This window comes from Streptomyces sp. NPDC048659 (assembly GCF_040650575.1).
Lineage (GTDB): Bacteria > Actinomycetota > Actinomycetes > Streptomycetales > Streptomycetaceae > Streptomyces.
Window position 1 is genome coordinate 40,111 of sequence record NZ_JBEZHM010000004.1, and the last position, 26,059, is coordinate 66,169.

The 26,059-nt window shown below is 72.3% G+C and carries 25 protein-coding genes; 11 read left to right on the forward strand and 14 right to left on the reverse strand.

The genetic code is table 11. The annotated features are described in order from the left end of the window. From AB0C99_RS04670 to AB0C99_RS04680, 3 genes are read right to left on the reverse strand one after another with little or no spacing between them, the layout of a single operon-like run. A complete protein-coding gene (locus AB0C99_RS04670; protein ID WP_362469207.1) occupies positions 1-1,695 on the reverse strand; it encodes an L-aspartate oxidase in 1,695 nt (564 codons plus the stop codon). Then, complete coding sequence (panC, locus tag AB0C99_RS04675; RefSeq protein ID WP_362469210.1) at positions 1,692-2,699, reverse strand: pantoate--beta-alanine ligase; 1,008 nt, start codon at positions 2,697-2,699, stop codon at positions 1,692-1,694. The genes AB0C99_RS04670 and panC overlap by 4 nt, the downstream gene beginning before the upstream one ends. Beyond that, positions 2,696-3,625, reverse strand: coding sequence for a DUF2520 domain-containing protein (locus AB0C99_RS04680; protein ID WP_362469213.1), 930 nt, complete (start codon positions 3,623-3,625; stop codon positions 2,696-2,698). Before AB0C99_RS04680 ends, panC begins: the two co-directional genes overlap by 4 nt. Before the next feature lie 125 nt (positions 3,626-3,750). Here AB0C99_RS04680 and AB0C99_RS04685 point away from each other — a divergent pair, with 125 nt between their 5' ends. Both AB0C99_RS04685 and AB0C99_RS04690 read left to right on the forward strand, forming a co-directional pair. Beyond that, positions 3,751-4,941, forward strand: coding sequence for a beta-eliminating lyase-related protein (locus AB0C99_RS04685; protein ID WP_362469216.1), 1,191 nt, complete (start codon positions 3,751-3,753; stop codon positions 4,939-4,941). A 235-nt stretch (positions 4,942-5,176) separates the two neighbouring features. Continuing rightward, positions 5,177-6,262 (forward strand): DUF5937 family protein, encoded by a 1,086-nt coding sequence (locus AB0C99_RS04690; protein ID WP_362469706.1) that lies wholly within the window; start codon positions 5,177-5,179, stop codon positions 6,260-6,262. A 42-nt stretch (positions 6,263-6,304) separates the two neighbouring features. On the opposite strand, the gene AB0C99_RS04695 is transcribed toward AB0C99_RS04690, so the two are convergent. Both AB0C99_RS04695 and AB0C99_RS04700 read right to left on the reverse strand, forming a co-directional pair. Then, positions 6,305-6,985, reverse strand: coding sequence for a response regulator transcription factor (locus AB0C99_RS04695; RefSeq protein WP_362469219.1), 681 nt, complete (start codon positions 6,983-6,985; stop codon positions 6,305-6,307). A gap of 20 nt (positions 6,986-7,005) precedes the next feature. Then, the gene (locus AB0C99_RS04700; RefSeq protein ID WP_362469222.1) at positions 7,006-8,208 is read right to left on the reverse strand and encodes a sensor histidine kinase; all 1,203 of its coding nucleotides are present in this window, start codon (positions 8,206-8,208) and stop codon (positions 7,006-7,008) included. Positions 8,209-8,305: 97 nt separating this feature from the next. Between AB0C99_RS04700 and AB0C99_RS04705 the strand changes: the two genes are divergently transcribed. After that, a complete protein-coding gene (locus AB0C99_RS04705; RefSeq protein ID WP_362469225.1) occupies positions 8,306-9,298 on the forward strand; it encodes an SAM-dependent methyltransferase in 993 nt (330 codons plus the stop codon). A 5-nt stretch (positions 9,299-9,303) separates the two neighbouring features. Then, on the forward strand, positions 9,304-10,446 hold the full coding sequence (locus AB0C99_RS04710) for an NADH-quinone oxidoreductase subunit D (protein ID WP_362469228.1): 1,143 nt from the start codon (positions 9,304-9,306) through the stop codon (positions 10,444-10,446). Between the two features lie 50 nt (positions 10,447-10,496). On the opposite strand, the gene AB0C99_RS04715 is transcribed toward AB0C99_RS04710, so the two are convergent. The 4 genes from AB0C99_RS04715 to AB0C99_RS04730 all read right to left on the reverse strand — a co-directional run bounded on the left by AB0C99_RS04715 (position 10,497) and on the right by AB0C99_RS04730 (position 14,176). Further along, positions 10,497-11,606 carry a hypothetical protein gene (locus AB0C99_RS04715; RefSeq protein WP_362469231.1) on the reverse strand — a complete coding sequence of 370 codons (1,110 nt, stop codon included), beginning with the start codon at positions 11,604-11,606 and terminating at the stop codon, positions 10,497-10,499. Between the two features lie 130 nt (positions 11,607-11,736). Beyond that, positions 11,737-12,717 carry an ABC transporter substrate-binding protein gene (locus tag AB0C99_RS04720; RefSeq protein ID WP_362469234.1) on the reverse strand — a complete coding sequence of 327 codons (981 nt, stop codon included), beginning with the start codon at positions 12,715-12,717 and terminating at the stop codon, positions 11,737-11,739. 102 nt (positions 12,718-12,819) lie between these two features. After that, positions 12,820-13,485, reverse strand: coding sequence for an ABC transporter permease (locus tag AB0C99_RS04725; RefSeq protein ID WP_362469237.1), 666 nt, complete (start codon positions 13,483-13,485; stop codon positions 12,820-12,822). Position 13,486: 1 nt separating this feature from the next. Further along, positions 13,487-14,176, reverse strand: a complete 690-nt coding sequence (locus AB0C99_RS04730) for an ABC transporter permease (RefSeq protein ID WP_362469240.1) — start codon at positions 14,174-14,176, stop codon at positions 13,487-13,489. 165 nt (positions 14,177-14,341) lie between these two features. Between AB0C99_RS04730 and AB0C99_RS04735 the strand changes: the two genes are divergently transcribed. Continuing rightward, positions 14,342-15,400, forward strand: a complete 1,059-nt coding sequence (locus AB0C99_RS04735) for an ATP-binding cassette domain-containing protein (protein WP_362469243.1) — start codon at positions 14,342-14,344, stop codon at positions 15,398-15,400. Between the two features lie 15 nt (positions 15,401-15,415). On the opposite strand, the gene AB0C99_RS04740 is transcribed toward AB0C99_RS04735, so the two are convergent. Beyond that, positions 15,416-16,528 (reverse strand): alpha/beta hydrolase-fold protein, encoded by a 1,113-nt coding sequence (locus tag AB0C99_RS04740; RefSeq protein ID WP_362469246.1) that lies wholly within the window; start codon positions 16,526-16,528, stop codon positions 15,416-15,418. 169 nt (positions 16,529-16,697) lie between these two features. On the opposite strand from AB0C99_RS04740, the gene AB0C99_RS04745 reads away from it, so the two are divergent. The 6 genes from AB0C99_RS04745 to AB0C99_RS04770 all read left to right on the forward strand — a co-directional run bounded on the left by AB0C99_RS04745 (position 16,698) and on the right by AB0C99_RS04770 (position 21,545). Then, positions 16,698-18,542 (forward strand): phosphatidylglycerol lysyltransferase domain-containing protein, encoded by a 1,845-nt coding sequence (locus AB0C99_RS04745; protein WP_362469248.1) that lies wholly within the window; start codon positions 16,698-16,700, stop codon positions 18,540-18,542. Positions 18,543-18,588: 46 nt separating this feature from the next. Continuing rightward, the gene (folP, locus tag AB0C99_RS04750; protein WP_362469251.1) at positions 18,589-19,449 is read left to right on the forward strand and encodes a dihydropteroate synthase; all 861 of its coding nucleotides are present in this window, start codon (positions 18,589-18,591) and stop codon (positions 19,447-19,449) included. After that, a complete protein-coding gene (locus tag AB0C99_RS04755; protein WP_362469254.1) occupies positions 19,446-19,919 on the forward strand; it encodes a nuclear transport factor 2 family protein in 474 nt (157 codons plus the stop codon). Before folP ends, AB0C99_RS04755 begins: the two co-directional genes overlap by 4 nt. A 133-nt stretch (positions 19,920-20,052) precedes the next feature. Then, positions 20,053-20,412 carry a dihydroneopterin aldolase gene (gene folB / locus AB0C99_RS04760; protein WP_132917724.1) on the forward strand — a complete coding sequence of 120 codons (360 nt, stop codon included), beginning with the start codon at positions 20,053-20,055 and terminating at the stop codon, positions 20,410-20,412. Continuing rightward, positions 20,409-21,008, forward strand: a complete 600-nt coding sequence (folK, locus tag AB0C99_RS04765) for a 2-amino-4-hydroxy-6-hydroxymethyldihydropteridine diphosphokinase (RefSeq protein WP_362469257.1) — start codon at positions 20,409-20,411, stop codon at positions 21,006-21,008. The genes folB and folK overlap by 4 nt, the downstream gene beginning before the upstream one ends. A gap of 48 nt (positions 21,009-21,056) precedes the next feature. Continuing rightward, positions 21,057-21,545, forward strand: a complete 489-nt coding sequence (locus AB0C99_RS04770) for a DUF3180 domain-containing protein (protein ID WP_362469260.1) — start codon at positions 21,057-21,059, stop codon at positions 21,543-21,545. Positions 21,546-21,548: 3 nt separating this feature from the next. Here the strand turns inward: AB0C99_RS04770 and AB0C99_RS04775 are convergent, their stop codons facing one another. The 4 genes from AB0C99_RS04775 to hpt all read right to left on the reverse strand — a co-directional run bounded on the left by AB0C99_RS04775 (position 21,549) and on the right by hpt (position 26,059). Beyond that, positions 21,549-22,550, reverse strand: a complete 1,002-nt coding sequence (locus AB0C99_RS04775) for a hypothetical protein (RefSeq protein ID WP_362469263.1) — start codon at positions 22,548-22,550, stop codon at positions 21,549-21,551. Positions 22,551-22,621: 71 nt separating this feature from the next. Further along, on the reverse strand, positions 22,622-23,227 hold the full coding sequence (gene folE / locus AB0C99_RS04780; RefSeq protein ID WP_362469266.1) for a GTP cyclohydrolase I FolE: 606 nt from the start codon (positions 23,225-23,227) through the stop codon (positions 22,622-22,624). A 102-nt stretch (positions 23,228-23,329) separates the two neighbouring features. Next, positions 23,330-25,354: an ATP-dependent zinc metalloprotease FtsH gene (gene ftsH / locus AB0C99_RS04785; RefSeq protein WP_362469269.1), complete on the reverse strand. Its 2,025-nt coding sequence runs from the start codon at positions 25,352-25,354 to the stop codon at positions 23,330-23,332. 165 nt (positions 25,355-25,519) lie between these two features. Next, positions 25,520-26,059 (reverse strand): hypoxanthine phosphoribosyltransferase, encoded by a 540-nt coding sequence (hpt, locus tag AB0C99_RS04790; RefSeq protein ID WP_345530466.1) that lies wholly within the window; start codon positions 26,057-26,059, stop codon positions 25,520-25,522.

The window sequence follows — 26,059 nt, forward strand, 5'->3', positions numbered from 1 at the left end:
CTACGGCTCCATGGATGCGTCGGGGCTTACGGGAGGAAAGTCTGCGGTGGCGGTGCGCCGGACCACCAGCCGGCGGTCGGACGTCAGGCGCACGACCAGGTGCCGCCGCCAGCGCTCGTCGTCCCGCTCGGGACGGTCCTCGCGCCAATGGCAGCCACGGGTCTCCTCGCGCTCCTGCGCGGCGGCCACCAGGACCCGGGCGACGCACAGCAGGTTCGTGGTCTCCCAGGCGTCCACGCCGGGCACGGCCGCCTTGCGGTCGCCCTCCGCATCCAGCCGCAGCGCCTCCAGCGCGTCGGCCGCGTCGGACAGGCTCGCCGCGGACCGCAGCACACCGGCGCCCTCGGTCATCGTCCGCTGCACGTCCCGGCGGACCTCCGGCCCGATCAGGGCGAGCACGGTCGAGCCCCCGGCCGACGCGTCGACGACGGGCAGCCCCTCGCGGTGCGGCCCGTGCGCCGTGATGTCCTCGGCGATCCGCTCGGCGAAGACCAGGCCCTCCAGGAGCGAGTTCGACGCGAGCCGGTTGGCGCCGTGCACACCCGTGCAGGCGACCTCGCCGCACGCGTACAGGCCCGGCACCGTCGTCCGGCCGTACAGGTCGGTCCGCACCCCGCCGGAGGCGTAGTGGGCCGCCGGGGCCACCGGGACCGGCTCGGTCACCGGGTCGATGCCGTGCGCCCGGCAGGCGGCCAGGATCGTCGGGAAGCGCGTCTCCCACATCTCGGCGCCGAAGTGGCGGGCGTCGAGGTACATGTGCTCCGTGCCCTGCTCCAGCATCCGGCGGGTGATCGCCTTGGCGACGATGTCCCGGGGCGCCAGCTCGGCCAGCTCGTGCTGCCCCAGCATGAACCGCACCCCGTCCGCGTCGACGAGGTGCGCGCCCTCCCCGCGCACCGCCTCGGAGACCAGCGGCTGCTGGCCCTCCGCGCCGACGCCCAGGAACAGCACCGTCGGGTGGAACTGCACGAACTCCAGGTCCGAGATCTCCGCGCCCGCGCGCAGCGCCAGCGCGACCCCGTCACCGGTGGAGACCGCCGGATTCGTGGTGGCCGAGAACACCTGCCCCATGCCGCCCGTGGCCAGCACCACGGCGGGCGCCCGCACGGCACCGACCCCGTCGTGCTGCCCCTCGCCCATCACGTGCAGGGTGACCCCCGCCGTACGCCCCTCGGCGTCCTTCAGCAGGTCCAGCACGAGGGCGTGCTCGATGGTCCGCACGCCCCGGTCGCGGATCGCCTCGACCAGCGCCCGGGAGATCTCCGCACCCGTCGCGTCGCCGCCCGCGTGCGCGATCCGGCGCCGGTGGTGACCGCCCTCGCGGGTCAGCGCGATCTCGCCCTCGTCCGTACGGTCGAAGTCGGCGCCCGTCGCGATCAGCCGGCGCACCGCGTCCGGCCCCTCCGTGACCAGGGCCCGCACGGCCCGCTCGTCACAGAGCCCGGCACCCGCCACCAGCGTGTCGTCCAGGTGCTGCTCCGGGGTGTCGCCCTCGCCGAGCGCCGCGGCGATGCCGCCCTGCGCCCAGCGGGTCGAACCGTCGTCGAGCAGCGCCTTGGTCACCACGACCGTGCGCAGCCCCGCGGCGGTGCAGCGCAGCGCCGCGGTCAGCCCGGCGACACCCGAGCCGACCACGACGACGTCGGCGTCGATGGACCAGCCCGGGGCGGGCGCCTGCAGCCGTATTCCGGTCACTTCACGGCTCCGAACGTGAGGGGGATGTTGTCGATGAGCCGCGTGCCGCCCACGCGCGCGGCGACGGCGAGGACGGCGTCCCCGTCGTGCCCGTCCTCGACCTCGGTGAAGTCGGCCGGGTCGACCAGGGCCAGGTAGTCCAGGGTGAGCGGCGGCTCGGCGCGCGCGGCCTCGTCCAGCACCGCGCGGGCGGCGGCCCGCACCGCCTCGGCGCCCCCGCCCTCGGCCGCCTGGGCGACCGCGTGCGCGTCGGCCGCGGCACGGGCCTCGCCGAGCCGCGACAGCGCCTGCGCGCGGACGTCGCCCCGCCCCTGGGCGCCCGGCAGCGCCGTCGCGCGGGCGCGCAGCGCCTCCTGGGCGGCCAGCCGGTCCCGGGCGGCGAACAGCGCGCGGGACAGCGCCAGGGCCGTACGCCGCTCCTCGGCCGACAGATAGCGGTTACGGCTGGACAGGGCCAGGCCGTCCGCCTCCCGGACGGTCGGCACGCCGACGATCTCGACCGGGAAGTTCAGGTCCCGGACCATGCGCCGGATCAGGGCCAGCTGCTGGGCGTCCTTCTGCCCGAAGAAGGCCAGGTCGGGGCCGGTCAGGTGGAGGAGCTTGGCGACGACGGTGAGCATCCCGTCGAAGTGGCCGGGCCGGGAGGAGCCTTCGAGGCGCTCCCCCATGGGCCCGGCGGTGATCCGCACCTGCGGCTCGCCGCCCGGGTAGACCTCGTCGACCGCCGGGGCGAAGCAGACGTCGGCGCCGGCCGCCTGAGCGAGCGCGAGGTCTGCGTCCAGGGTCCGCGGATACCGGTCGAGGTCCTCGCCCGCGCCGAACTGCAGCGGATTGACGAAGACGGTCACGACCACGGTCCCGTCGGCGCCGACCCGCTCCCGCGCGGCCCGCACCAGCGTGGCGTGCCCCTCGTGCAGGGCCCCCATGGTCATGACGACGGCCCGCCGCCCGGGGCCTTTCAGCGCCCGCAGCTCAGCCCCCGTACGCACCGGAGAGAGGCTCATCGTCGGTCATCCCCCTCGGCGAGCACGCCCAGCAGATCCTCGGCCAGCTCGGGCTTGAGCAGTCCGTGCGCGAGCGCCCGGTCGGCGGTCGCGCGGGCCATCGCCAGATAGCCAGCGACGGTGCCGGGCGCGTGCTTGTGGAGCTCGGCGACGTGCGCGGCGACCGTGCCGGCGTCCCCCCGGGCGACGGGCCCGGTCAGGGCGGCGTCGCCGGACCGCAGCGCGTTGTCCAGGGCGGCGCCGAGCAGCGGCCCGAGCATCCGGTCGGGCGCGGAGACACCGGCCGAGCTCAGCAGCTCCATGGCCTGGGCGACGAGGGTGACCAGGTGGTTCGCGCCGAGGGCGAGGGCCGCGTGGTACAGCGGCCGGTTCTCCTCGGCGATCCACTCGGGCTCGCCGCCCATCTCGATGACCAGCGCCTCGGCGGCCAGCCGCAGCTCGTCGGGGGCGGTCACGCCGAAGGAGCAGCCGGCCAGCCGCTGGACGTCCACGGCGGTGCCGGTGAAGGTCATGGCGGGGTGCAGCGCGAGCGGCAGCGCACCGGCCCGGCGCGCCGGGTCCAGCACCCGGACCCCGTACCGCCCGGAGGTGTGCACGATCAGCTGCCCCGGCCGCACGGCCCCGGTCTCGGCGAGCCCCTGGACGAGCCCGGGCAGGGCGTCGTCGGGCACGGTGAGCAGCACGAGGTCGGACAGGGCGAGGACCTCGGCGGGCTCCTTCACGGGCACGTCGGGCAGCAGGGTCGCGGCGCGGCGCCGGGAGGAGTCCGAGACGGCGGACACGGCGACGGGCCGGTGTCCGGCGAGCCGCAGCGCGGCGGCGAGGACGGGTCCCACCCGTCCCGCTCCGACGACTCCCACGGTGAGCCGGGCGGGCCGGTCCTCCGCGCGGTCGGCGTGGTGCCGGGTCTCTGGTGGTGCGTTCACGATCGGGTCGGCCTTCCGTTCCAGTCCTCGGCGGGTACCGGACGATTTCTGGTCATGCTACGCCAGCGTTTCGCGCACCCCCGTGGCTGTCCACAGGGTGTGGGCACCAGTGTGAAGATCTGCGCATGACGACAGCAGAGGCGACAGAAGAGACAACGGAAGAGAACCCCGGGAACGCATCGCCCGAGGACGTGACGGCGGCCCTCCGCAAGGCCCTGCGCGAGGCCCCCCGCCGGCTGTGGGACGCCTCCACGGACGGCACGGTGGCCGCGAGCCTGCGCGAGCTGGCCGACTGGGCGGCGCGCACCGAGCACGCGGAGGCCCCGCTGGACGTCTACGGCGACGGCGTGGTGACCGAGCTGGAGACGCGGGTCGCCCGGACGCTCGGCTTCCCGGCGGCGGCGTTCTTCCCGACCGGCACGATGGCCCAGCAGGTGGCGCTGCGCTGCTGGGCGGCCCGCACCGGCAGCCCGACGGTGGCCCTCCACCCCCTGGCCCACCCCGAGGTGCACGAGGAAGGGGCGTTCACCGCGGTCAGCGCCCTGCGCACCACCCACCCCACCACGTCCCCCCGGCTGCCCACGGCGGAGGAGGTACGGGACCACCCGGAGCCCTTCGGCACCCTGATGCTGGAGCTGCCGCTGCGGGACGCGGGCTTCGTGCTGCCGAGCTGGGAGGAGCTGACCGAGGTGGTGGAGGCGGCCCGGGAGCGGGACGCGGTGATCCACTTCGACGGCGCGCGCCTGTGGGAGACGCCGACGCATTTCGGCCAGGAGCTGCCCGAGATCGCGGCCTTGGCGGACTCGGTGTACGTGAGCTTCTACAAGTCGCTGGGGGGCATGTCGGGCGCGGCGCTGGCGGGCCCCGAGGACCTGATCGCGGAGGCCAGGGTCTGGCGCCACCGCTACGGCGGCAACGTCTTCCAGCAGTACCCGGCGGCCCTGTCGGCCCTGCGGGGCCTGGAAACGGAGCTGCCGGCCCTCCCCTCGTACGTGGCCCACGCCCGCATGGTGGCGCAGACCCTGCGCGAGACCTTCGCCGAAGCGGGCACCCCCTGGTCCCGGGTCCACCCGGAGCAGCCGCACACCCACCAGTTCCAGGTGTGGCTCCCGTACCCCGCGGAGGAGCTCAACACGGCGTCCCTGGCCCTGGCGACGGAGGGCACGGCCCTGTTCCGCCGCTGGTTCCCGGCCCCGGCGGGCGGCCCGCCGGGCATGTCGCTGACGGAGGTGACGATCAGCGCACCGGGCCTGACCTGGACGGAAAAGGAGGTACAGGAAACGGCCAGGCGCTTCCTGTCCCACCTGCCCCGGTAACGGGAAGGCACGGACGGGAGCGGGGGACGGGCAGGGGGCCGCGTTCCAGACGTCAAGCGTGATTTGTGGCGCGGAACAAGGCCCCGCACAGGACTCGACCCCGCTCCGCGCCGTAAATCATGCAGTCAGGAACGCGGCCCCCTGCCCGTCCCCCGCGCACCACCCACCGATTGACGCCCCTGGTCAAATGAGGCGACAGCACCCCACCCCGCCCCCGCACCATAGGGGCGTGAGCGTGACGATCGACATCACCGGACTGCCGCACGAGCGGATCTCCTTCTGCCCCTCGCCGCTGGCGGAGCTGGGCAACGCCCTGCACGCGCTGGCGGAGCCGGGGCACCACGCCAGGCTGCACGCGTGGACGACGGCGACCTCCGCCGCCCTGAAGCCCGAGCTGGCGGACCGGCTGCACGAGGCCGACTTCATGTGGCGGTCCACCCGCTCGGACTTCCTGCTGCCCGCCGAGCCGCGCGAGACGCTGGCGGAGGAGCTGGACGACCTGGACCGCCTGGACGACGAGAAGTTCGTGGGCGCGGCCCTGGAGATCTCGTGCAGCACCCGCTACTCGGAGGGCATCCCGTCCCCGCTGGTGGACGAGCGGAGCCGCCGCCGCGCCCTGGACCTGGCCGCCGCGCGGGGCCCGCGGCAGGCGGCGTTCGTGGAGCGGATGCTGGCCGAGCCGACGGCGACCCGGGCGTGGATCCGCCGCCTCCTGGAGGACTGCGACGACGCGTTCTTCGCGGACACCTGGCGCCGGGTCCGCGTCCAGCTCGCGGCGGACGCCCGCCACAAGACGGAGCTGCTGCGCCGCAAGGGCCTGGCGGAGGCGCTGACGGCGGCGTCCGGGGCGCTCAGCCTGGAGGAGGGCCCGCACGGCACCAGCAGGATCGTCGTGGACAAGCTGGTGCACGGCCGGACGGAGGCCCAAGGGACGGCGGTGACGCTGGTGCCGACGGCCTTCGGCTGGCCCCACCTGTTCGCGACGAGCGCGCCGGGCTGGCAGCCGGTGATCCAGTATCCGGCGGCGACCCGCGAGGTGGGCGGCGTGGAGCCGGTGGACATGGTGAAGGCGCGCCTGGAGGCGATAGCGCACCCCATGAGAATGCGCCTGTGCCGCAACCTGGCACGAGGCGCGTACTCGACGTCCGAACTGGCGGACGCGTACGGCATCACGCCCCCGGAGGTCTCCCGGCACCTCACGATCCTCAAGAAGGCGGGCCTTCTGACGACGCAGCGCAGGGGCCGCTACGTCCTGCACCAGCTGGACTTCCCCGTGGTGGCGAGACTGGGCAGCGACTTCCTGGAGTCGATCCTGCGCTAGCGCAGCAAAAAGAAGGCCCGGCGCCCGCCAGGAGAGGCCCCCCTAGAGCCCCCCACCCCCGGCCCGCACCAGCCCGGTCTCATAGGCGAGCACGACGACCTGCACCCGGTCGCGCAGATCGAGCTTGGTGAGGATGCGCCCCACATGCGTCTTGACGGTGGCCTCGGAGAGCACGAGACGGGCGGCGATCTCCCCGTTGGAGAGCCCCTGGGCGACGAGGAGCATGACCTCGCGCTCGCGGTCGGTGAGCCGGTCGAGCCCGTTGTCGGCGGAGCGGCTCTCGGCCCCGGTGGAGGGCAGCATGGGCGAGAAGCGGTCGAGGAGCCGCCGGGTGGTGGAGGGCGCGACGACGGCATCGCCGCTGTGGACGGAGCGGATGGCGGCGAGGAGCTCGCCGGGCGGCACGTCCTTCAGCATGAACCCGCTGGCCCCGGCCTTGAGCCCGGAGAACGCGTACTCATCAAGATCGAAAGTAGTAAGGATCAGAACCTTGGGCGCCCCGTCCTGGGAACAGATCCGCCGCGTGGTCTCGACCCCGTCGAGCTTGGGCATCCGCACATCCATGAGCACCACGTCGACGTCGGTCCCGCGCAGCACCTCGAGGGCCTCGACGCCGTCGCCCGCCTCGGCGACGACCTCCATGTCGGGCTGGGCGGCGAGCACCATGCGGAAGCCGGTGCGCAGCAGCACCTGGTCGTCGACGAGCATCACGCGGATGGACATGGTGTTCCTTCGGTGTTCGGTCAGTGGGCGGACTTGAGCGGAAGCAGGGCGCTGATGCGGAACCCGCCGCCGGGCCGCGGTCCCGCGTCGAGGGTGCCACCGACCATGCCGACCCGCTCCCTCATGCCGATGAGGCCGTGGCCGCGCCCGTCGGCGCCGCCGTCCTCGTACATCTCCTGCGGCGCGCCGCGCCCGTCGTCCTCGACGAGCAGCCCGAGCCCGTCGTCGAAGTAGACCAGACGGACGCTGGCGCCGACGTCGGGGCCGCCGTGCTTGCGGCTGTTGGTGAGGGCTTCCTGGACGATCCGGTACGCGGTGAGCTCGACGCCGCTGGGCAGCGGGCGCGGGGTGCCCTCGATCTTGAAGTCGACGGCGAGCCCGGCGCCGCGGACCTGCTCGACGAGGTCCTCGATCTGCTGGACGTCGGGCTGGGGGACGTACTCGCCGGCCTCCTGGTGCTCGCCGGTGCGCAGGATGCCGAGCAGCCGGCGCATCTCGGCGAGGGCCTGGCGGCCGGTGCCGGCGATGGTCTCCAGGGCCTGCTTGGCGGTCTCGGGCGAGGAGTCCATGACGTAGGCGGCGCCATCGGCCTGGACGACCATGACGGAGACGTTGTGGGCGACGACGTCGTGCAGCTCGCGGGCGATCCGGGCGCGCTCGGCGGCGACGGCGACCTTGGCCTGGGCCTCGCGCTCCTTCTCCAGGCGGGAGGCACGTTCCTCCAGCTGCGCGAAGTAGGCGCGGCGGGTGCGCAGGGAGTCGCCGAGCACCCAGGCGAGGGCGAAGGGCACGGTCATGATGACGGTGAAGAAGACGCTGGCGGCGGAGGAGCGGGAGTCCTCCAGGGGCCAGCGCAGCTGGGAGAGGGTGGCGGCGCAGAGCCCGCCGACGAGGGCGAGCCGGGAGGCCCAGCGGGGCCCGTCGTGCGCGGCGACGGTGTAGATGATCACGAGCATGGCGAAGTCGGCCATGAACGGGACGACGCCGAAGGCGAGCTGGACGAGCCCGAGGAGGACCGTGAGGACCAGCATCTTCTCGGGCAGGCGCCGCCGCAGGGCGATGACGAGCGAGTAGAGCGCGGCGATCCCGGCGTATCCGGCGACGGCGGTGCCGGCCGGGGCGCCCCCGGCGATCCACAGCAGGGAGAACCCGAACAGGACGACGGCCCAGAAGGTGTCGACGCCGGTCGGGTGTCTGCGGATGAAGTCGTAGAGGCGCTGCACGTGACCCAGCGTAGGGAAAGGGGATAGGTGCAGGGGTCAACCGTGGGGGCGATCCTTCCCGTGAGGCCCGTACTCCCCAAGGTGGAGACTGGGGCGCGTGACGGATGAGACGTGTCAGTGGCGGGAGTGGCAGGGCTGGCGTGAGGCCACGGAGAAGGCGCTGTACGGCCCCGGGGGCTTCTTCCTGCGGCCGGAGGGCCCGGCGGGGCACTTCCGCACCTCGGTGCACGCCTCGCCGCTCTTCGCGGGGGCGGTGGCCCGGCTGCTGGTCCGCACGGCGGAGGAGCTGGCCACGGACGAGCTGGCGCTGGTGGACGTGGGCGCGGGCCGGGGCGAGCTGCTGACGGGGGTGCTGGCGGCGCTGCCGCCGGGCCTGCGGGTGCGCGCGTACGGGGTGGAGCGGGCGGCCCGCCCGCCGGGCCTGGATCCGGGGATCGTCTGGACGGACCGGGTGCCGGAGGGCGAGCGGGGCCTGCTGTTCGCGAACGAGTGGCTGGACAACGTGCCGGTGGACGTGGCGGAGGCGGACGAGGACGGGACGCCGCGCCGGGTCGAGGTGCGGGCGGACGGGGCGGAGCGGCTCGGCGCCCCGGTGACCGGGCCGGACGCGGAGTGGCTGGAGCGCTGGTGGCCGCTGCGGGAGCCCGGGGAGCGGGCGGAGATCGGGCGGCCGAGGGACGAGGCGTGGGCGGGCGCGGTGGCGGCGCTGGCGGCGGGGACGGCGGTGGCGGCGGACTACGGGCACGTCCGCGCGTCGAGGCCGCCGTTCGGCACGCTGACGGGCTTCCGGGAGGGCCGGGAGGTGCCGCCGGTGCCGGACGGCGGCCGGGACCTGACGGCGCACGTGGCGATGGACGCGTGCGCGGCGGCGACGGGCGCGGAGCTCGTCACCCAGCGCGAGGCCCTGAGGGACCTGGGCCTGACCGGGACCCGCCCGCCACTGGCGCTGGCGTCGAGCGACCCGGCGGGTTACGTCCGGGCGCTGGCGGCGGCGGGCGAGGCGGCGGAACTGCTGGCGCCGGGGGGCCTGGGGGACTTCCTGTGGCTGGTACGGCGGGTCCGGGACGCCGGGGGCCCGGGGGGATACTGATGCACATGACGGAGACGACGGTCGGCATCGGCGGCGCGGCGGAGAGCACCGACATGGTGCTGAACATCGGCCCGCAGCACCCCTCCACGCACGGGGTGCTCCGGCTGCGGCTCGTGCTCGACGGCGAGGTGATCCGCGAGGCGGAGCCGGTGGTCGGGTACATGCACCGGGGCGCGGAGAAGCTGTTCGAGGCGCGGGACTACCGCCAGATCGTGATGCTGGCGAACCGGCACGACTGGCTGTCGGCGTTCTCGAACGAGCTGGGCGTCGTGATGGCGGTGGAGCGGATGCTCGGCATGGAGGTGCCGGAGCGGGCGGTGTGGACGCGCACCCTGCTGGCGGAGCTGAACCGGGTCCTGAACCACCTGATGTTCCTCGGCTCGTACCCCCTGGAACTGGGCGGCATCACCCCCGTCTTCCACGCGTTCCGGGAGCGCGAGGAGCTCCAGACCGTGATGGAGGAGGTCTCCGGCGGCCGGATGCACTACATGTTCAACCGGGTCGGCGGCCTCAAGGAGGACCTGCCGGCCGGGTGGCTGGGCCGGGCGCGGCAGGCGGTCGCGGACGTGCGGTCGCGGATGGACGTGTACGACCGGCTGGTGCTCGGCAACGAGATCTTCCGGGGCCGGACGCGCGGGGTCGGGGTCCTGTCGCGGGAGGCGGTGCACGGGTACGGGGTGTCGGGGCCGATCGCGCGGGCCTCGGGCGTCGACTTCGACCTGCGCCGGGACGAGCCGTACCTGGCGTACGGGGAGCTCCAGGACGTGCTGCGGGTGGTGACCAGGACCGAGGGCGACTGCCTGGCGCGCTTCGAGTGCCTGCTGGACCAGACGCACAACGCGCTGGAGCTGGCCGACGCGTGCCTGGACCGGATCGAGGAGTTGCCGCGGGGGCCGATCAACCAGCGGCTGCCGAAGGTCCTCAAGGCGCCGGAGGGGCACACGTACGCCTGGACGGAGAACCCGCTGGGCATCAACGGCTACTACCTGGTCTCCAAGGGCGAGAAGACCCCGTACCGGCTGAAGCTGCGCTCGGCGTCGTACAACAACATCCAGGCGCTGACGGAGCTGCTGCCCGGGACGCTGGTCGCCGACATGGTGGCGATCCTGGGATCGCTGTTCTTCGTCGTCGGCGACATCGACAAGTAGCGGTCGGCGTCCCGGGCGGGAGCCCACGGGCAGGGGACTGCGAGCAGGGGCTACGAGTTGACCGCGCCGCGCAGCTCGGCGACGTCGAGCTGCTCGGTCTCGTCGTGCGCGGTGAGGTCGATGACCTGGCCGACGGCGCGCTGCTCGGGGGCGGGGCGGGTGACGGCCGCGAGGACCTCCTCGCCCACGACGTCGGCGAGGTCGGCGTCCTGGACGGCCTCGATCGCGGCGGCGGTCTTCTGGGTGCCGAAGTAGTCGAAGCCGCCCGCGGGACGGGGGGCGGGCCGACGGGCGGCGTACGGGACGATCGCGGCGGCGGCCGGGACGTGCCGCATGGCGGGCGCCTTGGTGTGCTCGTCGCCGAGGCCACCGTCGGCGGGGGCCTCACCGGCACCCTCACCGGCCTCGACGGCTCCACCGGCTTCACCGGCTTCACCGGCTTCACCGGCTTCAACGGCTTCAACGGCTTCAACGGCTTCAACGGCTTCAACGTCCGCACTGGCCTCAACAGCTCCAGCGGCCCCACCGGCCTCAACAGCCCCAGCGGCCTCGTTGACCTCACCGGCCTCGTCGACCCCACCGACTCCACCGGCCTCCCGGTGCTCCCCCCGCGCCTCCAGGTCCCGCAGCGCCTGCGCGGCCTTGCGGAAGGTCTCGGCGGTCAGGGCGGTGCCGGCGGCGGGCAGGGCCTTGGTCTCCGGGGCGGCGGCCTCCAGGGCGAGCACGCGGCGGCCTTCGAGGGCGCTGGCGCGCTCGGTCTCGGCGGTCGCGTAGCGGCGCAGCAGGTCGGCGTGCTCGCCGCGCAGTCCGGCGAGCTCGACCCGCTTGGCGCGCAGCTTCGCGTCGAGGCGGGCGCGCAGCTCGCGGGACTCCTCCAGGTCGGACTCCAGCTCGGCGACGCGCTCGTCGTGCTTCCACTGGTCGGCCGTGCGGGCCCGGTTGAGCTCGGCGACCTGGCGGCCGGCGCTGTGGTCCCAGCCGCGCATGACGACGGCGCCGCCGACGGCGACGGCCGCGGCGGCGGCGACGAGCAGTCTGAGCACCAGCGTGTCGCCGAGCAGCCAGGCGCCCCCGGCGCACAGGACCGACGCCCCGGCGACCGCCGAGGGCGGCAGGAGCTTGTGCAGGGGCGGGGAATGGCGGTGGCGTCCACGTGGCATGGCCTGAAATTTACCGTGCGTAGGGGCCGTATGGGGCCCCGCCCCGGCAATCTCTTGGCGAGTTCTCGCCGTCCAGGCCCGGGGCGGAGCGATTCCGGACTGAATCACTCCGATTCCCCTCTCGGCGCGCCTACTTCTTGAGCAGCCCCTTCGACTCCAGATACTCCTTCGCCACGTCCTCCGGCTTCGCGCGCTCGGCGTCGACCTTGCGGTTGAGTTCGGCGAGATCCGCCGTCGTCAGAACCTTGGTGATCTTGTCGAGCGCGGCGGCGATCTCCGGAGATCCGGCGTCCTTCGCATTGACCACGGGCAGCACGTTGTCCGCGTTCTGGAGCTTCTTGTCGTCCTCCAGGAAGACCAGGCCGAAGGAGTCGACGGTCGCGTCCGTCGTGGTGGTGAGGACCAGTTGGTCGATGCCGTCCTTGACCGCCTGCTTGGCCTGCGGGGTGCCGACGCCCTTGGGGTCCACGCCGGTGACGTCGATGCCGTACGTCTTCTTCAGACCGGGCGCGCAGAAGGGGCGCACCTCGCATTCGTCACCGGCCGCGATCTTCACCTTCAGCTTGGCGCGGCCGAGGTCGGAAAGGGTCTTCAGGTTGTTCTTCTCGGCGAATTCCCGGCTCACCGCGAAGGCGTTCTGGTCGACGGCCTCGCCGACCGCGAGCACCTTCAGTCCGCGCGGCTCGGCGAGCTTCTTCAGCGCCTCGGTGGTGGCGACCGGGTCACCGGAGGCGACCGGCTTCTCCTCGGGCGCCTTCGGCCCGTTCACCTTGGCGTTGAGGAATTCCGCGAGCGTCGCCGCGTATTCCGGTACGACGTCGATCTCGCCCTTCTCCAGGGACGGCTCGTACAGCTCGCGGTTCTTCACCGTGGTGACGCTCGCGTCGTACCCGGCCGCGTCCAGCGCCTGGGCGTAGAGCTCGGCGAGCACCTTCGACTCGGTGAAGGCCGCCGCGCCGACGACCAGGGAGCCCTTGCTCCCGCCGTCGGCCGCGGAGGCGCCGCCGCCGGACTTCGACTTCTCCAGGCTGTCGCCGCCGCACGCGGCCAGCGAGACCGTCAGCGCCGCCATGCCCACGACCGCGCCCGCGATTCGCGAGGTCCTGCTCACAAGATCACCCATCCCACATCTCAAGCGTTTCGAGAGCTTCACGTCGTTGCTTCGTTGCGTCGTTGCTTTGTTGCGTCACTGCGTCACCGTGCCGCTTTCCGGTCAGCGCGGGAGTCCGCGTCCGAGCAGCCGGTCCGCGGCCACCAGCAGCGCCTCCACGAGGAGGGCGAGCAGCGCCACGAGCACCGCGCCCGCGACCACCTGCGGGGTGTCGTACGTGTTGAATCCGGCGGTGATGATCCGCCCGAGGCCGCCCTGGCCGACCATGGCGGCGATGGTCGCGGTGGCGACCACCTGCACGGCGGCCGAGCGCAGACCGGCCATCAGCATCGGCCGGGCCAGCGGCAGTTCCACGCCGCGGAAGAGCTGCCCGCCCGACATGCCCATCCCGCGCGCGGCCTCCACCACCGCGCGGTCCACCTCGCGCACCCCCACGTAGGCGTGGGTGAGCAGCGGCGGGATCGCGAAGAGGACGAGCGCGACGACCGTCGGCACGTACCCCGCGTTGCGCAGCGGCGAGACCATGAAGAGGGCGAGGACGGCGAAGACCGGGACGGCCCGGCCCACGTTGGAGAGGTTGACGGCGAGCGCCCCGCCCTTGCCGAGGTGCCCGAGCCACAGGCCCAGGGGCAGCGCCAGGGCGCAGGCGAGGAGCAGGGCGAGCCCGCTCACGTACAGGTGCTCGGTGAGGCGGTGCCAGACGCCGCTCTCGCCCGCCCAGTTGGCCCCGGTGGTAAGCCAGGACCAGGTGTCGGTGACGACGCCCATCTCAGGCACCCCCCGCCCGGCCGGCCCGGACCCGGGTCCAGGGCGTGAGGAGCCGCTGGAGGCCGAGGAGCAGCAGGTCGGCGACGACGGCGAGCAGCACGCACAGCACGGAGGCGGTGAGCACCTGGGCCTTGAAGAAGGTGGGCAGGGCGTCCTCGATGAGGTTGCCGAGGCCGCCGCGGCCGACGAGGGAGCCGATCGTGGTGAGCGCGATCGTGGAGACCGTCGCCATCCGGACACCGGCCATCAGGGCGGGCAGCGCGAGCGGCAGCTCGACCTCCCAGAGCATCCGGCCCGGCCCGTAGCCCATGCCCCGGGCGGCCTCCTTGGTCTCGGCGGGGACGGCGGCGAGGCCGGCCAGGACGCCGCGGACCAGGATGGTCAGCGAGTAGAGCACCAGGCCCGTGACGACCAGCGCCGAGGACAGCCCGAGCAGGGGCAGCAGCAGCGAGAACATCGCGAGCGAGGGGATCGTGTAGAGCAGCGTGGTGAGGCCGAGGACGGCGCCGGACAGCCGGGGGCGGGAGCGCACGAGCAGCGCGAGCGGGAAGGCGACGGCGATCCCGATGAGGACGGAGACCGCGGTGATTCCCACATGCTGGACGGTGGCGTCGGTGAGCTCCTGGGAACGGGTGCGCAGATACTCGCCGCAGATCCAGTCGTTCGTCACCAGGCAGTTCGTCCCGGCCATGCGCCCCTCCCCCCTCGCCACGAGCTTGTCCGGACGTCCGCGAACACACGTCCGTCACCTGCCTGGCGACCCTAACCCCCGGCACCGACACTCACCGGGGAACGCCACAATGTGGAAATACTTCCTTCACACAAGCCGGTCCGCGAACGGTCAGAATGGGGAACCATGATCCGGTTCGAGAAGGTGACCAAGCGGTACGCGGACGGGACCACCGCCGTCGACGACCTCTCCTTCGAGGTCGCCGAGGGCGAGCTGGTGACCCTCGTCGGCCCGTCCGGCTGCGGCAAGACGACCACGATGAAGATGGTCAACCGGCTCGTCGAGCCGACCGAGGGGCGGATCCTGCTGGGCGGCGAGGACGTGTCCGCCGTCGACCCCGTACGGCTGCGCCGCACCATCGGGTACGTGATCCAGCAGGTCGGGCTCTTCCCGCACCGCACGGTCCTCGACAACACGGCCACCGTGCCGGCGCTGCTCGGCTGGAAGAAGGCGCGGGCCCGCGAGCGGGCCGCCGAGCTGCTGGACCTGGTCGGCCTGGACCCGGCGGTCTTCGGCCACCGCTATCCGGAGCAGCTCTCGGGCGGCCAGCGGCAGCGGGTCGGGGTGGCCCGCGCGCTCGCCGCGGACCCGCCGGTGCTCCTGATGGACGAGCCGTTCGGGGCGGTGGACCCGGTGGTGCGGGAGCGGCTCCAGAGCGAGTTCCTGCACCTCCAGGCGACCGTCCGCAAGACGGTGCTGCTGGTCACCCACGACCTGGAGGAGGCCGTCCGGCTGGGCGACCGGATCGCCGTGTACGGGCAGGGGCGCATCGAGCAGTTCGACACCCCGGCCCGGGTGCTGGGCGCCCCGGCGACCCCCTATGTGGCCGACTTCGTCGGCGCGGACCGCGGCCTGAAGCGCCTCGCGGTCACCCCGGTGACGGAGGCGGACCTGGAAACGGCGCCCCGCGCGGGGGACGCGGCGACGGAAACGGCGCCCCGCGCGGGCGGCTCCGGCGGGTCCGCCGAGGCAGCCGCGGACGCCGCGACATCCCCGGCGGACCCGTCCCCCGCCCTCCCCCTCGGCGCCTCCCTGAAGGACGCGCTCGCGCTGCTCCTCCAGCACGACGCCGGCCGGATCGCGGTGCACGCCCCCGGCGACCCGGACCGGGTGCTCGGCTCGCTCACCACGGACGGGGTGCACCGGGCGCTGCGCCGGGCCCGGCCGGAGCTCAGCTCGCGCTGAGGCCCGGCCGCACGCTCAGCTCGCGCTGAGCCGGCCGCTCATCCAGACGAGGCCCGGCGGGATCTCGCGGTTCCACGTGTTGAAGTTGTGGCCGCCGCTGTCCAGTGTGATCGAGGAGACCTTCGCCGGGTCCTTCACCTTCTTGACGAAGGCCCGGGTGCCCGCGAGGTTGCCCTCGCCGTGCAGGGACGTGGTCACCAGGAAGGACGTCGGGCCCTGGGGCAGGTGGTCCAGGCTCCACAGCAGGTCGGCCCGCTTGCGCGCGGCGTCGTCGCCGTGGAACAGGTCGCCGGTCGTCACGTCGTCCGCCGCCTGGTAGTACGCCGAGAAGCCCGCGCCCGCCGCGAACCGGTCCGGGTGGTGCAGCGCGATCTTCAGGGCGCAGTAGCCGCCGGTGGAGTTGCCCATGAAGCCCCAGTTCCGCGGCTTCGTGCCGACCCGGTACGTCTCCGAGACCGCCTTCGGCAGGTCCTGGGCGAAGAAGGTCTCCGTCTGCGGCCCGCCGGGCACGTCGACGCACTCGGTGTCCCGGGGCGGCGCGACCGTGGGCCGCAGCATCACCAGGATCATCGGCTGCATCTTCTTGTCCTTGGCCTGCTGGTAGGCCGTCTTGGGGTACTTCAGGCCCTTCAGCAGGTTCTCGGCCGTGCCCGGGTAGCCGGTCAGTACCACGGCGGCGGGGAACGTGGAGGTGGCGTACCGCGCCTGGAAGTACTCGGGCGGGAGGTACACGTACGCCGGGGAGTCGATCCCCGACTTCTCGCCCGCCACGACGATCTTCTGTATCTGTCCGCCGACCGAGGGACGTCCGCCGCCCGGCACGTCCAGCGCCTGGGTGCCGACGACCTTGATGTCCTTGGAGCCGGCCGCGTGGTCGACGACCACGCCCATGTCCTGCTCCTGGCCGAAGAGGTCCGCCCAGGAGCCGTAGAAGAGGAAGGAATTGTTGGCGGCGAGACCGACCGAGGCGAACAGGGCCACCTGGGTGGCGAGCAGCAGGCCGATCCGCCCGAGGACCTGGCGCCAGCCGCCGCGCGCCAGCTTCGGCCACAGCCAGATCGTGGCGGCGAAGAGCAGCACGGCGAGCGTGACCGCCACCGCGAGAACCGTGTTGCTGGTGAGACCCATGAGACGTCCGAGCTTTCTGCCTGATTTTTCCCTGAAATTTCCTCGGCGGTCAGTGAACCCGCCCCATCGCCGCTCCGTCCTAGAGGGCGCAAACCTCCGGTAGGTAACCGACCCGCGCGCCCTACCGGATCAACGATCTCTCGCGGAGCCACGGGAAGCACGGGAAGCGATGTCTGTCACGGTAGATGGGGACAAGTCCGGATCGGTTCCGGATCGTGTACGCCGGATTCTGCGCGGACCCCGACCGGAAAAGGTCCCCGCGTTGATCGGAACGGCCTGCACGCTGATCGGTCTGATCGATGTCGCCGCGGGGGTCTTCCCGCGGTTCCGCGCCAGCCGCATGCACGCGGTCGCGGAGATCCTGCCCGGCACCCTGGGCCCGCTCTCCGCCGCCCTGTCGCTCAGCGCCGGCGTCCTGCTGCTGCTCCTCGCCCACGGCCTCAAGCGCAACAAGCGCCGCGCCTGGCGGGCCGCGGTGGTCCTGCTGCCGATCGGCGCCGTCGCCCAGTTCCTCTGGCGGCACTCGATCACCGGAGCGCTGCTCTCCGTCGCGCTCCTCGCCCTGCTCGTACGCCACCGGGACCAGTTCGCCGCGCTGCCCGACCCGCGCAGCCGCTGGCGGGCCCTCGCCAACTTCGTCCTCATGGGCGCCGGCTCCATCCTGCTCGGCCTCGTGATCGTCAGCGCCCACCCGCGCCGGGTCGTCGGCAGCCCCAGCCTCACCGACCGCCTCGAACACGTGCTGTACGGCCTCTTCGGCGTCGAGGGCCCCGTCGCCTACACCGGCAACGTCGACTGGACCGTCGGCTACTCGCTCGGCGCGCTCGGCATGCTCACCGCGCTCACCACCATCTACCTCGCCTTCCGGCCCGAGCACCCCGCCGCCCGGCTCACCGAGGACGACGAGACCCGGCTGCGGGCCCTCCTCGACAAGCACGGCGCCCGCGACTCCCTCGGCCACTTCGCGCTCCGCCGCGACAAGGGCGTCGTCTTCTCCCCCAGCGGCAAGGCCGCAGTCTGCTACCGCGTCGTCTCCGGCGTCATGCTCGCCAGCGGCGACCCCATCGGCGACGTCGAGGCGTGGCCCGGCGCCATCGAACGCTTCATGGACGAGGCCAAGGCCCACTCCTGGACCCCCGCCGTCATGGGCTGCTCCGAGACCGGCGGCCAGGTCTGGACCCGCGAGACCGGGCTCGACGCCCTCGAACTCGGCGACGAGGCCGTCGTCGACGTCGCCGACTTCTCCCTCTCCGGCCGCGCCATGCGCAACGTCCGCCAGATGGTCAAGCGGATCGAGCGCAACGGCTACACCACCAAGGTCCGCCGCGTCGCCGACCTCAGCGACGGCGAGCTCGCCCGGATCCACCGCGCCGCCGAGGACTGGCGCGGCACCGACACCGAACGCGGCTTCTCCATGGCACTCGGCCGCATCGGAGACGCCGGCGACGGTGACGCCGTCATAGCGACCGCCCACAAAGACGAGCCCGAGAACGCCGACTCCCCCTACGGCGACCTGAAGGCGATCATCCACTTCGTGCCCTGGGGCAAGGACGGCATGTCCCTGGAGCTCATGCGCCGCGACCGCTCCGCCGACCCCGGCATGAACGAGCTGCTCATCGTCGCCTCCCTCCAGGACGCCCCCCGCCTCGGCATCAAGCGGGTCTCCCTCAACTTCGCCATGTTCCGCGCCGCCCTCGCCCGCGGCGAGAAGATCGGCGCCGGCCCCGTCCTGCGCATGTGGCGCGGGCTCCTCGTCTTCCTCTCCCGCTGGTTCCAGATCGAGTCGCTCTACAAGTTCAACGCCAAGTTCCAGCCCCGCTGGGAGCCCCGCTTCGTCGTCTACCGCAAGAGCCGCGACCTCCCCCGCATCGGCTTCGCCGCCATGCAGGCCGAGGGCTTCGTGAACGTCGCCCTCCCCCGCCCCTTCCGCCGCCGCTCCCACCGCCCGGCCCCCCGCCCCTGCGCCCACATCGTCCCCGGCCAGAGCGACCACCCCGAGGTCCACGCGGCCTGAGCCGCCGCGTGGGCCCCGGGGCGGGGGCAGGCCCTAGGCTGAACACATGAGTACGACGATCGGCCGGGGCACGGCGCTCGGCCTGCCGGAGTGGGACCGCTGCGCGGTCATGGGCGTGGTCAACGTGACCCCCGACTCCTTCTCCGACGGCGGCCGCTGGTTCGACACCACGGCCGCCGTCAAACACGGCCTCGACCTCGCCGCCCAGGGCGCCGACCTCATCGACGTCGGCGGCGAGTCCACCCGCCCCGGCGCCAGCCGCGTCGACGCCGACGAGGAGCTCCGCCGGGTCATCCCCGTCGTCCGGGGCCTCGCCGCCGAAGGCGTCACCGTCTCCGTCGACACCATGCGCGCCACCGTCGCCGCCCAGGCCGTCGCCGCCGGCGCCACCCTCGTCAACGACGTCAGCGGCGGCCTCGCCGACCCCGGCATGATCCCCGCCGTCGCCGCCGCCGAGGTCCCCTTCGTCGTCATGCACTGGCGCGGCTTCAGCGAGAACATGAACAGCCTCGCCGTCTACGAGGACGTCGTCGGCGAAGTCGTCACCGAACTCCGCACCCGCATGGAGGCCGTCGTCGACGGCGGCGTCGCCCCCGAGCGCGTCGTCCTCGACCCCGGCCTCGGCTTCGCCAAGCTCGCCCCCCACGACCTGGCCCTCCTCGCCCACCTCCCCCGGCTGCGCGCCCTCGGCCGGCCCCTCCTCGTCGCCGCCTCCCGCAAGCGCTTCCTCGGCCACGTCCTCGCCCACGACGGCGCCGCCCCGCCGCCCGCGCGCGAACGCGACGCCGCCACCGCCGCCGTCTCCGCCATCGCCGCCCGCGAGGGCGCCTGGGCCGTCCGGGTCCACGAGGTCCGCGCCACCGCCGACGCCGTACGCGTCGCCAGAGCCGTCGAGGGCGCCGGATGAGCCGCGCCCGCGAAGCCGACCGCGCCGCCGTCGAAGCCGCCAACACCGCCTTCTACGAGGCACTCGAACAGGGCGACTTCGACGGCATCACCGACCTCTGGCTCGACGACGGCGCCACCCCCATCTCCTGCGTCCACCCCGGCTGGCCCGTCCTCTCCGGCCGCGGCGAGGTGCTCCGCTCGTACGCGCTGATCATGGCCAACACCGACTACATCCAGTTCTTCCTCACCGACGTCGAGGTCGCCCTCACCCCGGACGTGGCGGTCGTCACGTGCACCGAGAACATCCTCAGCGGCGGCCCCGCCGAGGACGGCGCCTCCCTCGGCCCCCTCGTCGGGCAGCTCGTCGTCGCCACGAACGTGTTCCGCCGCACGTCGGAGGGGTGGAAGGTGTGGTCGCACCACGGCTCCCCGGTGATCCCCGAGAGCGACGGCGACGGCCCCGAGGACCCCTCCGACACCGCCGACTGAGCGCCCCCGGCGGCCGGACACCCCCGGCCGCCGACCCGGCTGTCGGTACCCGAAGGTAGATTCGGTGGTGGACACCCGGCCGTCCGCACCCGGCTGCGTGGCCACCCGAACTACGACAGCAGGAGTGATTCGCGTGGATCGTGTCGCGCTGCGCGGCCTCAAGGCCCGAGGACACCACGGCGTCTTCCCCAAGGAGCGCGAGGAAGGCCAGACCTTCATCGTGGACCTCACCCTCGGCCTGGACACCCGCGCCGCCGCCGCCGGCGACGACCTCACCAAGACCGTCCACTACGGCGTGGTCGCCGAGGAGGTCGTCGACGTCGTCCAGGGCGAGCCCGTCGATCTCATCGAGACCCTCGCCGAGCGCATCGCCCAGCAGTGCCTCAAGCACGCCGGAGTCCAGGAGGTCGAGGTCGTCGTCCACAAGCCGGACGCGCCCATCACGGTCCCCTTCGACGACGTGACCGTCACCATCACCCGGAGCCGCGCATGAAGCCCCAGCACAGCGATCCGACCGTCCAGCCCGTGCCGGCGGCCGTGACCGCCGCGGTGGACGCCGCCGACATCACGCTCTCCAACCCCAAATGGGCCGTCCTCGCCCTCGGCGCCAACCTCGGCAACCGCCTGGAGACCCTCCAGGGCGCCGTGGACGCGCTGGAGGACACCCCGGGCCTCCGGGTCAAGGCGGTCTCCCGCGTGTACGAGACGGAGCCCTGGGGCGTCGAGCCCGGCAGCCAGCCCTCGTACTTCAACGCGGTCATCCTCGTGAAGACCACCCTCCCCCCGTCCTCCCTCCTGGAGCGGGCCCACGCCGTCGAGGAGGCGTTCCACCGCGTCCGCGAGGAGCGCTGGGGCGCCCGGACCATCGACGTCGACATCGTCACGTACGCCGACGTCGTCTCCGACGACCCGGAGCTCACCCTCCCGCACCCCCGCGCCCACCAGCGCGCCTTCGTCCTCGCCCCCTGGCAGGACGTGGACCCGGAGGCCCAGCTCCCCGGCCTCGGCGCCGTCGCCGAGCTCCTCGCCGCCCTCGGCCAGGACGGCGTCACGCCGCGCACCGACCTGGAACTCCGACTCCCGGAGTAGTCGTTACGCTCGTCAGAGATCGTCGCCCCGCCACGCGAAGGACACCCGGTGAAACAACTGCGGCTCAAGGTGCTCGCCGGACTCTTCGTCGTCGCCGGCGTCCTCTCCTGGGGCGCCGCGCGGCTGTGGGAGTCGGTCGGCACGCTGCCCAGCGTGCCGCTCGCCGCGCCCATCGTGCTGGCGGCCATCGCCGTCGTCCTCACCGCCACCGCCCTCTCGCTGCGCGCCCGCCTCAGGGCCCAGCGTGAGCGCCGCCCCGGCGCCAAGGCCGTCGAACCCCTGATGGCCGCCCGCGCGGTCGTCTTCGGCCAGGCCAGCGCCCTGGTGGCCGCCCTGGTCGCCGGCATGTACGGCGGCGCGGGCGTCTTCCTCCTCGGCTCCCTCGACATCCCCGCCCGCCGCGACCAGGCCCTCTACGCGGCCTTCGCCGTCCTCGCCGGCATCGCGGTCATCGCCGCCGCCCTCTTCCTGGAACACGTCTGCAAGCTCCCGGACGACGAGGACGACAACGGCCCGAACCGGGCCCCGGTGAGCTGACCCCTACCAGGACTGCCGCACCAGGTGCCCGCTCACCAGGAAGGTGGGATGCGGGGACAGCTTGTAGTCGTAGAAGGTGAAGGGCTTGGTCCCCGCCGCCGGGCGGGGGCGGACTTCACGGACCTGGACCCAGGACGACTCCTTCAGCTGCAAGGGGTGCGTTTCGGGCTGGTAGACGCGCCGGGTGGGCCAGCGGTCGGCAATGTAGAGACGCGAGGCCCGTCCAGGTACTCCCTCGGGCGTGAAACGCGCGCCGATGACGGCAGCCCATTCACGCAGGAACGGAACGTTGGCGCTCACCACCACCCGGCCTTCGAAAGCGCCCCAGGTGACACGGCAACCGTCGCCATCGACATAACCGTCCATGAAGCCTGAGAACGTCTCCATGTCCCGCAGGGCGACGCGCGGGAAGCACTGACGCATGTGGTGGGGGTCCCCACCCACGTACTGTCGTACGAGGTCGGAGAGGTACGACGAGACCACGCGCACCCGGAAGCCCGCCACATCCCGCCTCAAATAGCCTGAAGGCCGGCTCACCGCCTCCAGTCTCGCGGGAAGGTCAGTGCACGCGGTCAGAGCAGCCGCGTACCGGGCCGCGAAGCTCTCCTCGTTCACGATCAGAGACACGTAGTTCTTGTGGACGGTCCCGTCGGCACACGTGGCTCCGAGGAAGTAGCCGAACCCATACCCTGGCCGGACCGTCAGCCGCTCCCTGCACAGCTTCCGCGCGGGCGTCCAGGCAACTGTCGCGCCCGCCGCATCCCGCGCGGGCGTCCAGCCGTCCGGCGTGGCCAGCAACAGATCCGGACTCGCCGTGAACGTCATATGGTCCGTGACGACATCGACGGCCTCGCGCCCCTTCGCCGCCGTCACGTCCACGACCGTGGTCCGCACCGTGCGATCCCCATCCAGCGTCCACAGCACACTGCCGGGCACCACGCTCTTCGCCCTCAGGCAGCCATCAACCAGGTTCACCAACTGATTGCTGGAAAGCCCGTACCCCATACCGCTCCCCTTTGATCAGCGATCCACTCCACTGATCGGGGACGGTACGGAGCAAGGCGGGCAGCCCGCTTCTAACGGGCCAATATCAAGGACATGGCCTCGGCACGTGTAGTAGCGTCACGCAGTTGGCCACGTACCGCCGAGGTCGTCGTCTTCGCGCCGGGCTTGCGGACGCCGCGTACGGCCATGCACATGTGCTCGGCCTCGATGACGACGATCGCACCGCGTGCGTCCAGGATCCGCATCAGCGAATCGGCGATCTGCGTCGTCAGACGCTCCTGCACCTGCGGACGGCGCGCGAAGACATCGACCAGGCGCGCCAGCTTCGACAAGCCCGTGATCTTGCCCGATTCCGCCGGGATGTAGCCGATGTGAGCCACTCCATGGAACGGGAGCAAATGATGCTCACATTGGGACACTAGTTCGATATCTTTCACGAGCACCATCTCATCGTGTCCGAGATCGAACGTCGTCGTGAGAACGTCCTCGGGCTTCTGCCACAGCCCGGCGAACAGCTCTCTGTACGCCCGCGCCACCCGCGCCGGCGTCTCCAGCAGGCCCTCGCGGTCCGGGTTCTCGCCGACCGCGATGAGGAGTTCGCGGACCGCGTTCTCGGCGCGCTTCTCGTCGAATTCGCCGATCGGGCTGTCGCCGTCCAGCGTCACCGGGTCGGTCATCTGTGCCTCGTTCCGTATGTCTGAACATGACGCGGATGCACCGCGCCCCCACAGGCTAGAACCTGTGGGGGCGCGGCATCCATTCCGGGTCCGGGGACCGGATCAGACCTCGGGGTGCTCCTCGGGGAGGGTGTCCGTGGTCTTGGTGGTGTCGACCGGGGTCGTCGCCGAGGAGGAGCCGTTGGCGCTGTTGGTCAGGGCCAGCTCCTTCGGGGAGAGGACCGGCGGGCGGGTGGACGGGGTGCGGCGGGCCGAACCCGTCCAGGCCGGGCGGGCCGGGCGCCTGACGATGGGGGCGAAGATCTCGGCGATCTCCTCCTTGCCCAGGGTCTCCTTCTCCAGGAGCGCCAGGACCAGGTTGTCGAGGATGTCGCGGTTCTCGACCAGGATCTCCCACGCCTCGTTGTGCGCGGTCTCGATGAGCTTCTTGACCTCTTCGTCGACCAGCGCGGCGACCTCTTCCGAGTAGTCGCGCTGGTGCGCCATCTCGCGGCCGAGGAAGGGCTCGGTGTTGTCGCCGCCGAACTTGATGGCGCCGAGCCGCTCGGTCATGCCGTACTGCGTGACCATCGCGCGGGCGGTGGCCGTGGCCTTCTCGATGTCGTTCGCCGCGCCCGTGGTCGGGTCGTGGAAGACGAGCTCCTCCGCCGCGCGCCCGCCCAGCATGTAGGCCAGCTGGTCGAGCATCTCGTTGCGGGTGGTCGAGTACTTGTCCTCGTCCGGCAGGACCATCGTGTAGCCCAGGGCACGGCCGCGGGACAGGATGGTGATCTTGTGGACGGGGTCGGAGTTCGGCGAGGCCGCCGCGACCAGGGCGTGGCCGCCCTCGTGGTACGCGGTGATCTTCTTCTCCTTGTCCGACATGATCCGGGTCCGCTTCTGCGGGCCCGCGACCACGCGGTCGATCGCCTCGTCCAGCGCCTTGTTGTCGATCAGCTTCTGATCGCTGCGGGCGGTGAGGAGCGCCGCCTCGTTGAGGACGTTGGAGAGGTCCGCGCCGGTGAAGCCGGGGGTGCGGCGGGCGACGGCACCGAGGTCCACGTCGGGGGCGACGGGCTTGCCCTTCTGGTGGACCTTGAGGATCTCCAGGCGGCCCTGCATGTCGGGGCGGTCGACCGCGATCTGCCGGTCGAAGCGGCCCGGGCGCAGGAGCGCGGGGTCGAGGATGTCGGGGCGGTTCGTGGCGGCGATCAGGATGACGCCGCCCTTCACGTCGAAGCCGTCCATCTCGACGAGCAGCTGGTTGAGCGTCTGCTCGCGCTCGTCGTGTCCGCCGCCGAGGCCGGCGCCGCGGTGGCGGCCGACCGCGTCGATCTCGTCGACGAAGACGATGGCCGGGGCGTTGGCCTTGGCCTGCTCGAAGAGGTCGCGGACGCGGGAGGCGCCGACGCCGACGAACATCTCGACGAAGTCGGAGCCGGAGATGGAGTAGAACGGCACGCCGGCCTCGCCTGCGACGGCGCGCGCGAGGAGCGTCTTGCCGGTGCCGGGCGGGCCGTAGAGCAGGACGCCCTTGGGGATCTTCGCGCCGACGGCCTGGAACTTGGCCGGCTCCTGGAGGAACTCCTTGATCTCGTGGAGTTCCTCGACGGCCTCGTCGGAGCCCGCGACGTCGGCGAAGGTGGTCTTCGGGGTGTCCTTGGTGATGAGCTTCGCCTTGGACTTGCCGAACTGCATGACGCGGGAGCCGCCGCCCTGCATCTGGTTCATCAGGAACAGGAAGACGACCACGATCAGGACGAAGGGCAGGAGCGAGAGCAGGACCGAGACGAACGGGGACTGCTTCGTCGGCGAGACGGTGTAGCCCTTCTCGATCTGGCCCGCTTCGAACTTCTCCTGCAGCTTGTCGGCGAGGTCGGCGCCCTGGGTGCCGATGTAGCTGGCCTGGACCTTGTCGCTCTTGTTGATCTGCTGACCGTCGACGAGGTCGATCTTGATGATCTGCTCGTCACCGGTGGTCAGCCTTGCCTGCTTGACCTGGTTCTTGTCGATCGCCTGGACGACCTGGCCGGTGTCCACCGTCTTGTAGCCCTCGGACGAGCCGACGACCTGCATCAGCACGACCACGGCGAGGACGGCCAGCACGATCCACATGACCGGCCCACGGAAGTATCGCTTCACGTCCATCCATACGGGGCGCGAGCGCCCCGTCCCTCCTGCCCGTAGGTAAATGCCGCTGAGTGAGAAAAAAGCTGTTCTTCGGACGGTACCCCAGCATTGTCACCCGCGGCCGTCTTCCCTCGCTTCAACGGGGAGAAGACGGTGCGGGTTCCCCTTGGGGCGGCCGGTGGGTCAGCCGCCGTAGACGTGCGGGGCGAGGGTGCCGACGAACGGGAGATTGCGGTACTTCTCGGCGTAGTCGAGGCCGTATCCGACGACGAACTCGTTCGGGATGTCGAAGCCGATCCACTTCACGTCGATGGCGACCTTCGCCGCGTCCGGCTTGCGCAGCAGGGTGCAGACCTCCAGGGAGGCCGGCTCGCGCGAACCGAGGTTGGACAGGAGCCAGGACAGGGTCAGGCCCGAGTCGATGATGTCCTCGACGATCAGGACGTGCTTGCCCTTGATGTCGGTGTCGAGGTCCTTGAGGATGCGCACGACGCCGGAGGACTGGGTGCCCGCGCCGTAGGAGGAGACGGCCATCCAGTCCATGGTGACGGGGGTGGACAGCGCGCGCGCCAGGTCCGCCATCACCATCACGGCGCCCTTGAGGACGCCGACGATGAGCAGGTCCTTGCCCGCGTACTCCGTGTCGATCTTCGCGGCGAGCTCGGCGAGCTTCGCGTCGATCTCTTCCTTGGTGATGAGCACCGACTTGAGGTCGGTGCCCAT

What these genes read in the sequence shown, in the direction of transcription:
- panC (WP_362469210.1), bottom strand. Translation starts at nt 2,699, where the DNA reads ATGAGCCTCTCTCCGGTGCGTACGGGGGCTGAGCTGCGGGCGCTGAAA.
- AB0C99_RS04685 (WP_362469216.1), top strand. Translation starts at nt 3,751, where the DNA reads ATGACGACAGCAGAGGCGACAGAAGAGACAACGGAAGAGAACCCCGGG.
- AB0C99_RS04695 (WP_362469219.1), bottom strand. Translation starts at nt 6,985, where the DNA reads ATGTCCATCCGCGTGATGCTCGTCGACGACCAGGTGCTGCTGCGCACC.
- AB0C99_RS04710 (WP_362469228.1), top strand. Translation starts at nt 9,304, where the DNA reads ATGACGGAGACGACGGTCGGCATCGGCGGCGCGGCGGAGAGCACCGAC.
- AB0C99_RS04715 (WP_362469231.1), bottom strand. Translation starts at nt 11,606, where the DNA reads ATGCCACGTGGACGCCACCGCCATTCCCCGCCCCTGCACAAGCTCCTG.
- AB0C99_RS04725 (WP_362469237.1), bottom strand. Translation starts at nt 13,485, where the DNA reads ATGGGCGTCGTCACCGACACCTGGTCCTGGCTTACCACCGGGGCCAAC.
- AB0C99_RS04730 (WP_362469240.1), bottom strand. Translation starts at nt 14,176, where the DNA reads ATGGCCGGGACGAACTGCCTGGTGACGAACGACTGGATCTGCGGCGAG.
- AB0C99_RS04735 (WP_362469243.1), top strand. Translation starts at nt 14,342, where the DNA reads ATGATCCGGTTCGAGAAGGTGACCAAGCGGTACGCGGACGGGACCACC.
- AB0C99_RS04740 (WP_362469246.1), bottom strand. Translation starts at nt 16,528, where the DNA reads ATGGGTCTCACCAGCAACACGGTTCTCGCGGTGGCGGTCACGCTCGCC.
- AB0C99_RS04745 (WP_362469248.1), top strand. Translation starts at nt 16,698, where the DNA reads ATGTCTGTCACGGTAGATGGGGACAAGTCCGGATCGGTTCCGGATCGT.
- folP (WP_362469251.1), top strand. Translation starts at nt 18,589, where the DNA reads ATGAGTACGACGATCGGCCGGGGCACGGCGCTCGGCCTGCCGGAGTGG.
- AB0C99_RS04755 (WP_362469254.1), top strand. Translation starts at nt 19,446, where the DNA reads ATGAGCCGCGCCCGCGAAGCCGACCGCGCCGCCGTCGAAGCCGCCAAC.
- folK (WP_362469257.1), top strand. Translation starts at nt 20,409, where the DNA reads ATGAAGCCCCAGCACAGCGATCCGACCGTCCAGCCCGTGCCGGCGGCC.
- AB0C99_RS04775 (WP_362469263.1), bottom strand. Translation starts at nt 22,550, where the DNA reads ATGGGGTACGGGCTTTCCAGCAATCAGTTGGTGAACCTGGTTGATGGC.
- folE (WP_362469266.1), bottom strand. Translation starts at nt 23,227, where the DNA reads ATGACCGACCCGGTGACGCTGGACGGCGACAGCCCGATCGGCGAATTC.
- ftsH (WP_362469269.1), bottom strand. Translation starts at nt 25,354, where the DNA reads ATGGACGTGAAGCGATACTTCCGTGGGCCGGTCATGTGGATCGTGCTG.
- hpt (WP_345530466.1), bottom strand. Translation starts at nt 26,059, where the DNA reads ATGGGCACCGACCTCAAGTCGGTGCTCATCACCAAGGAAGAGATCGAC.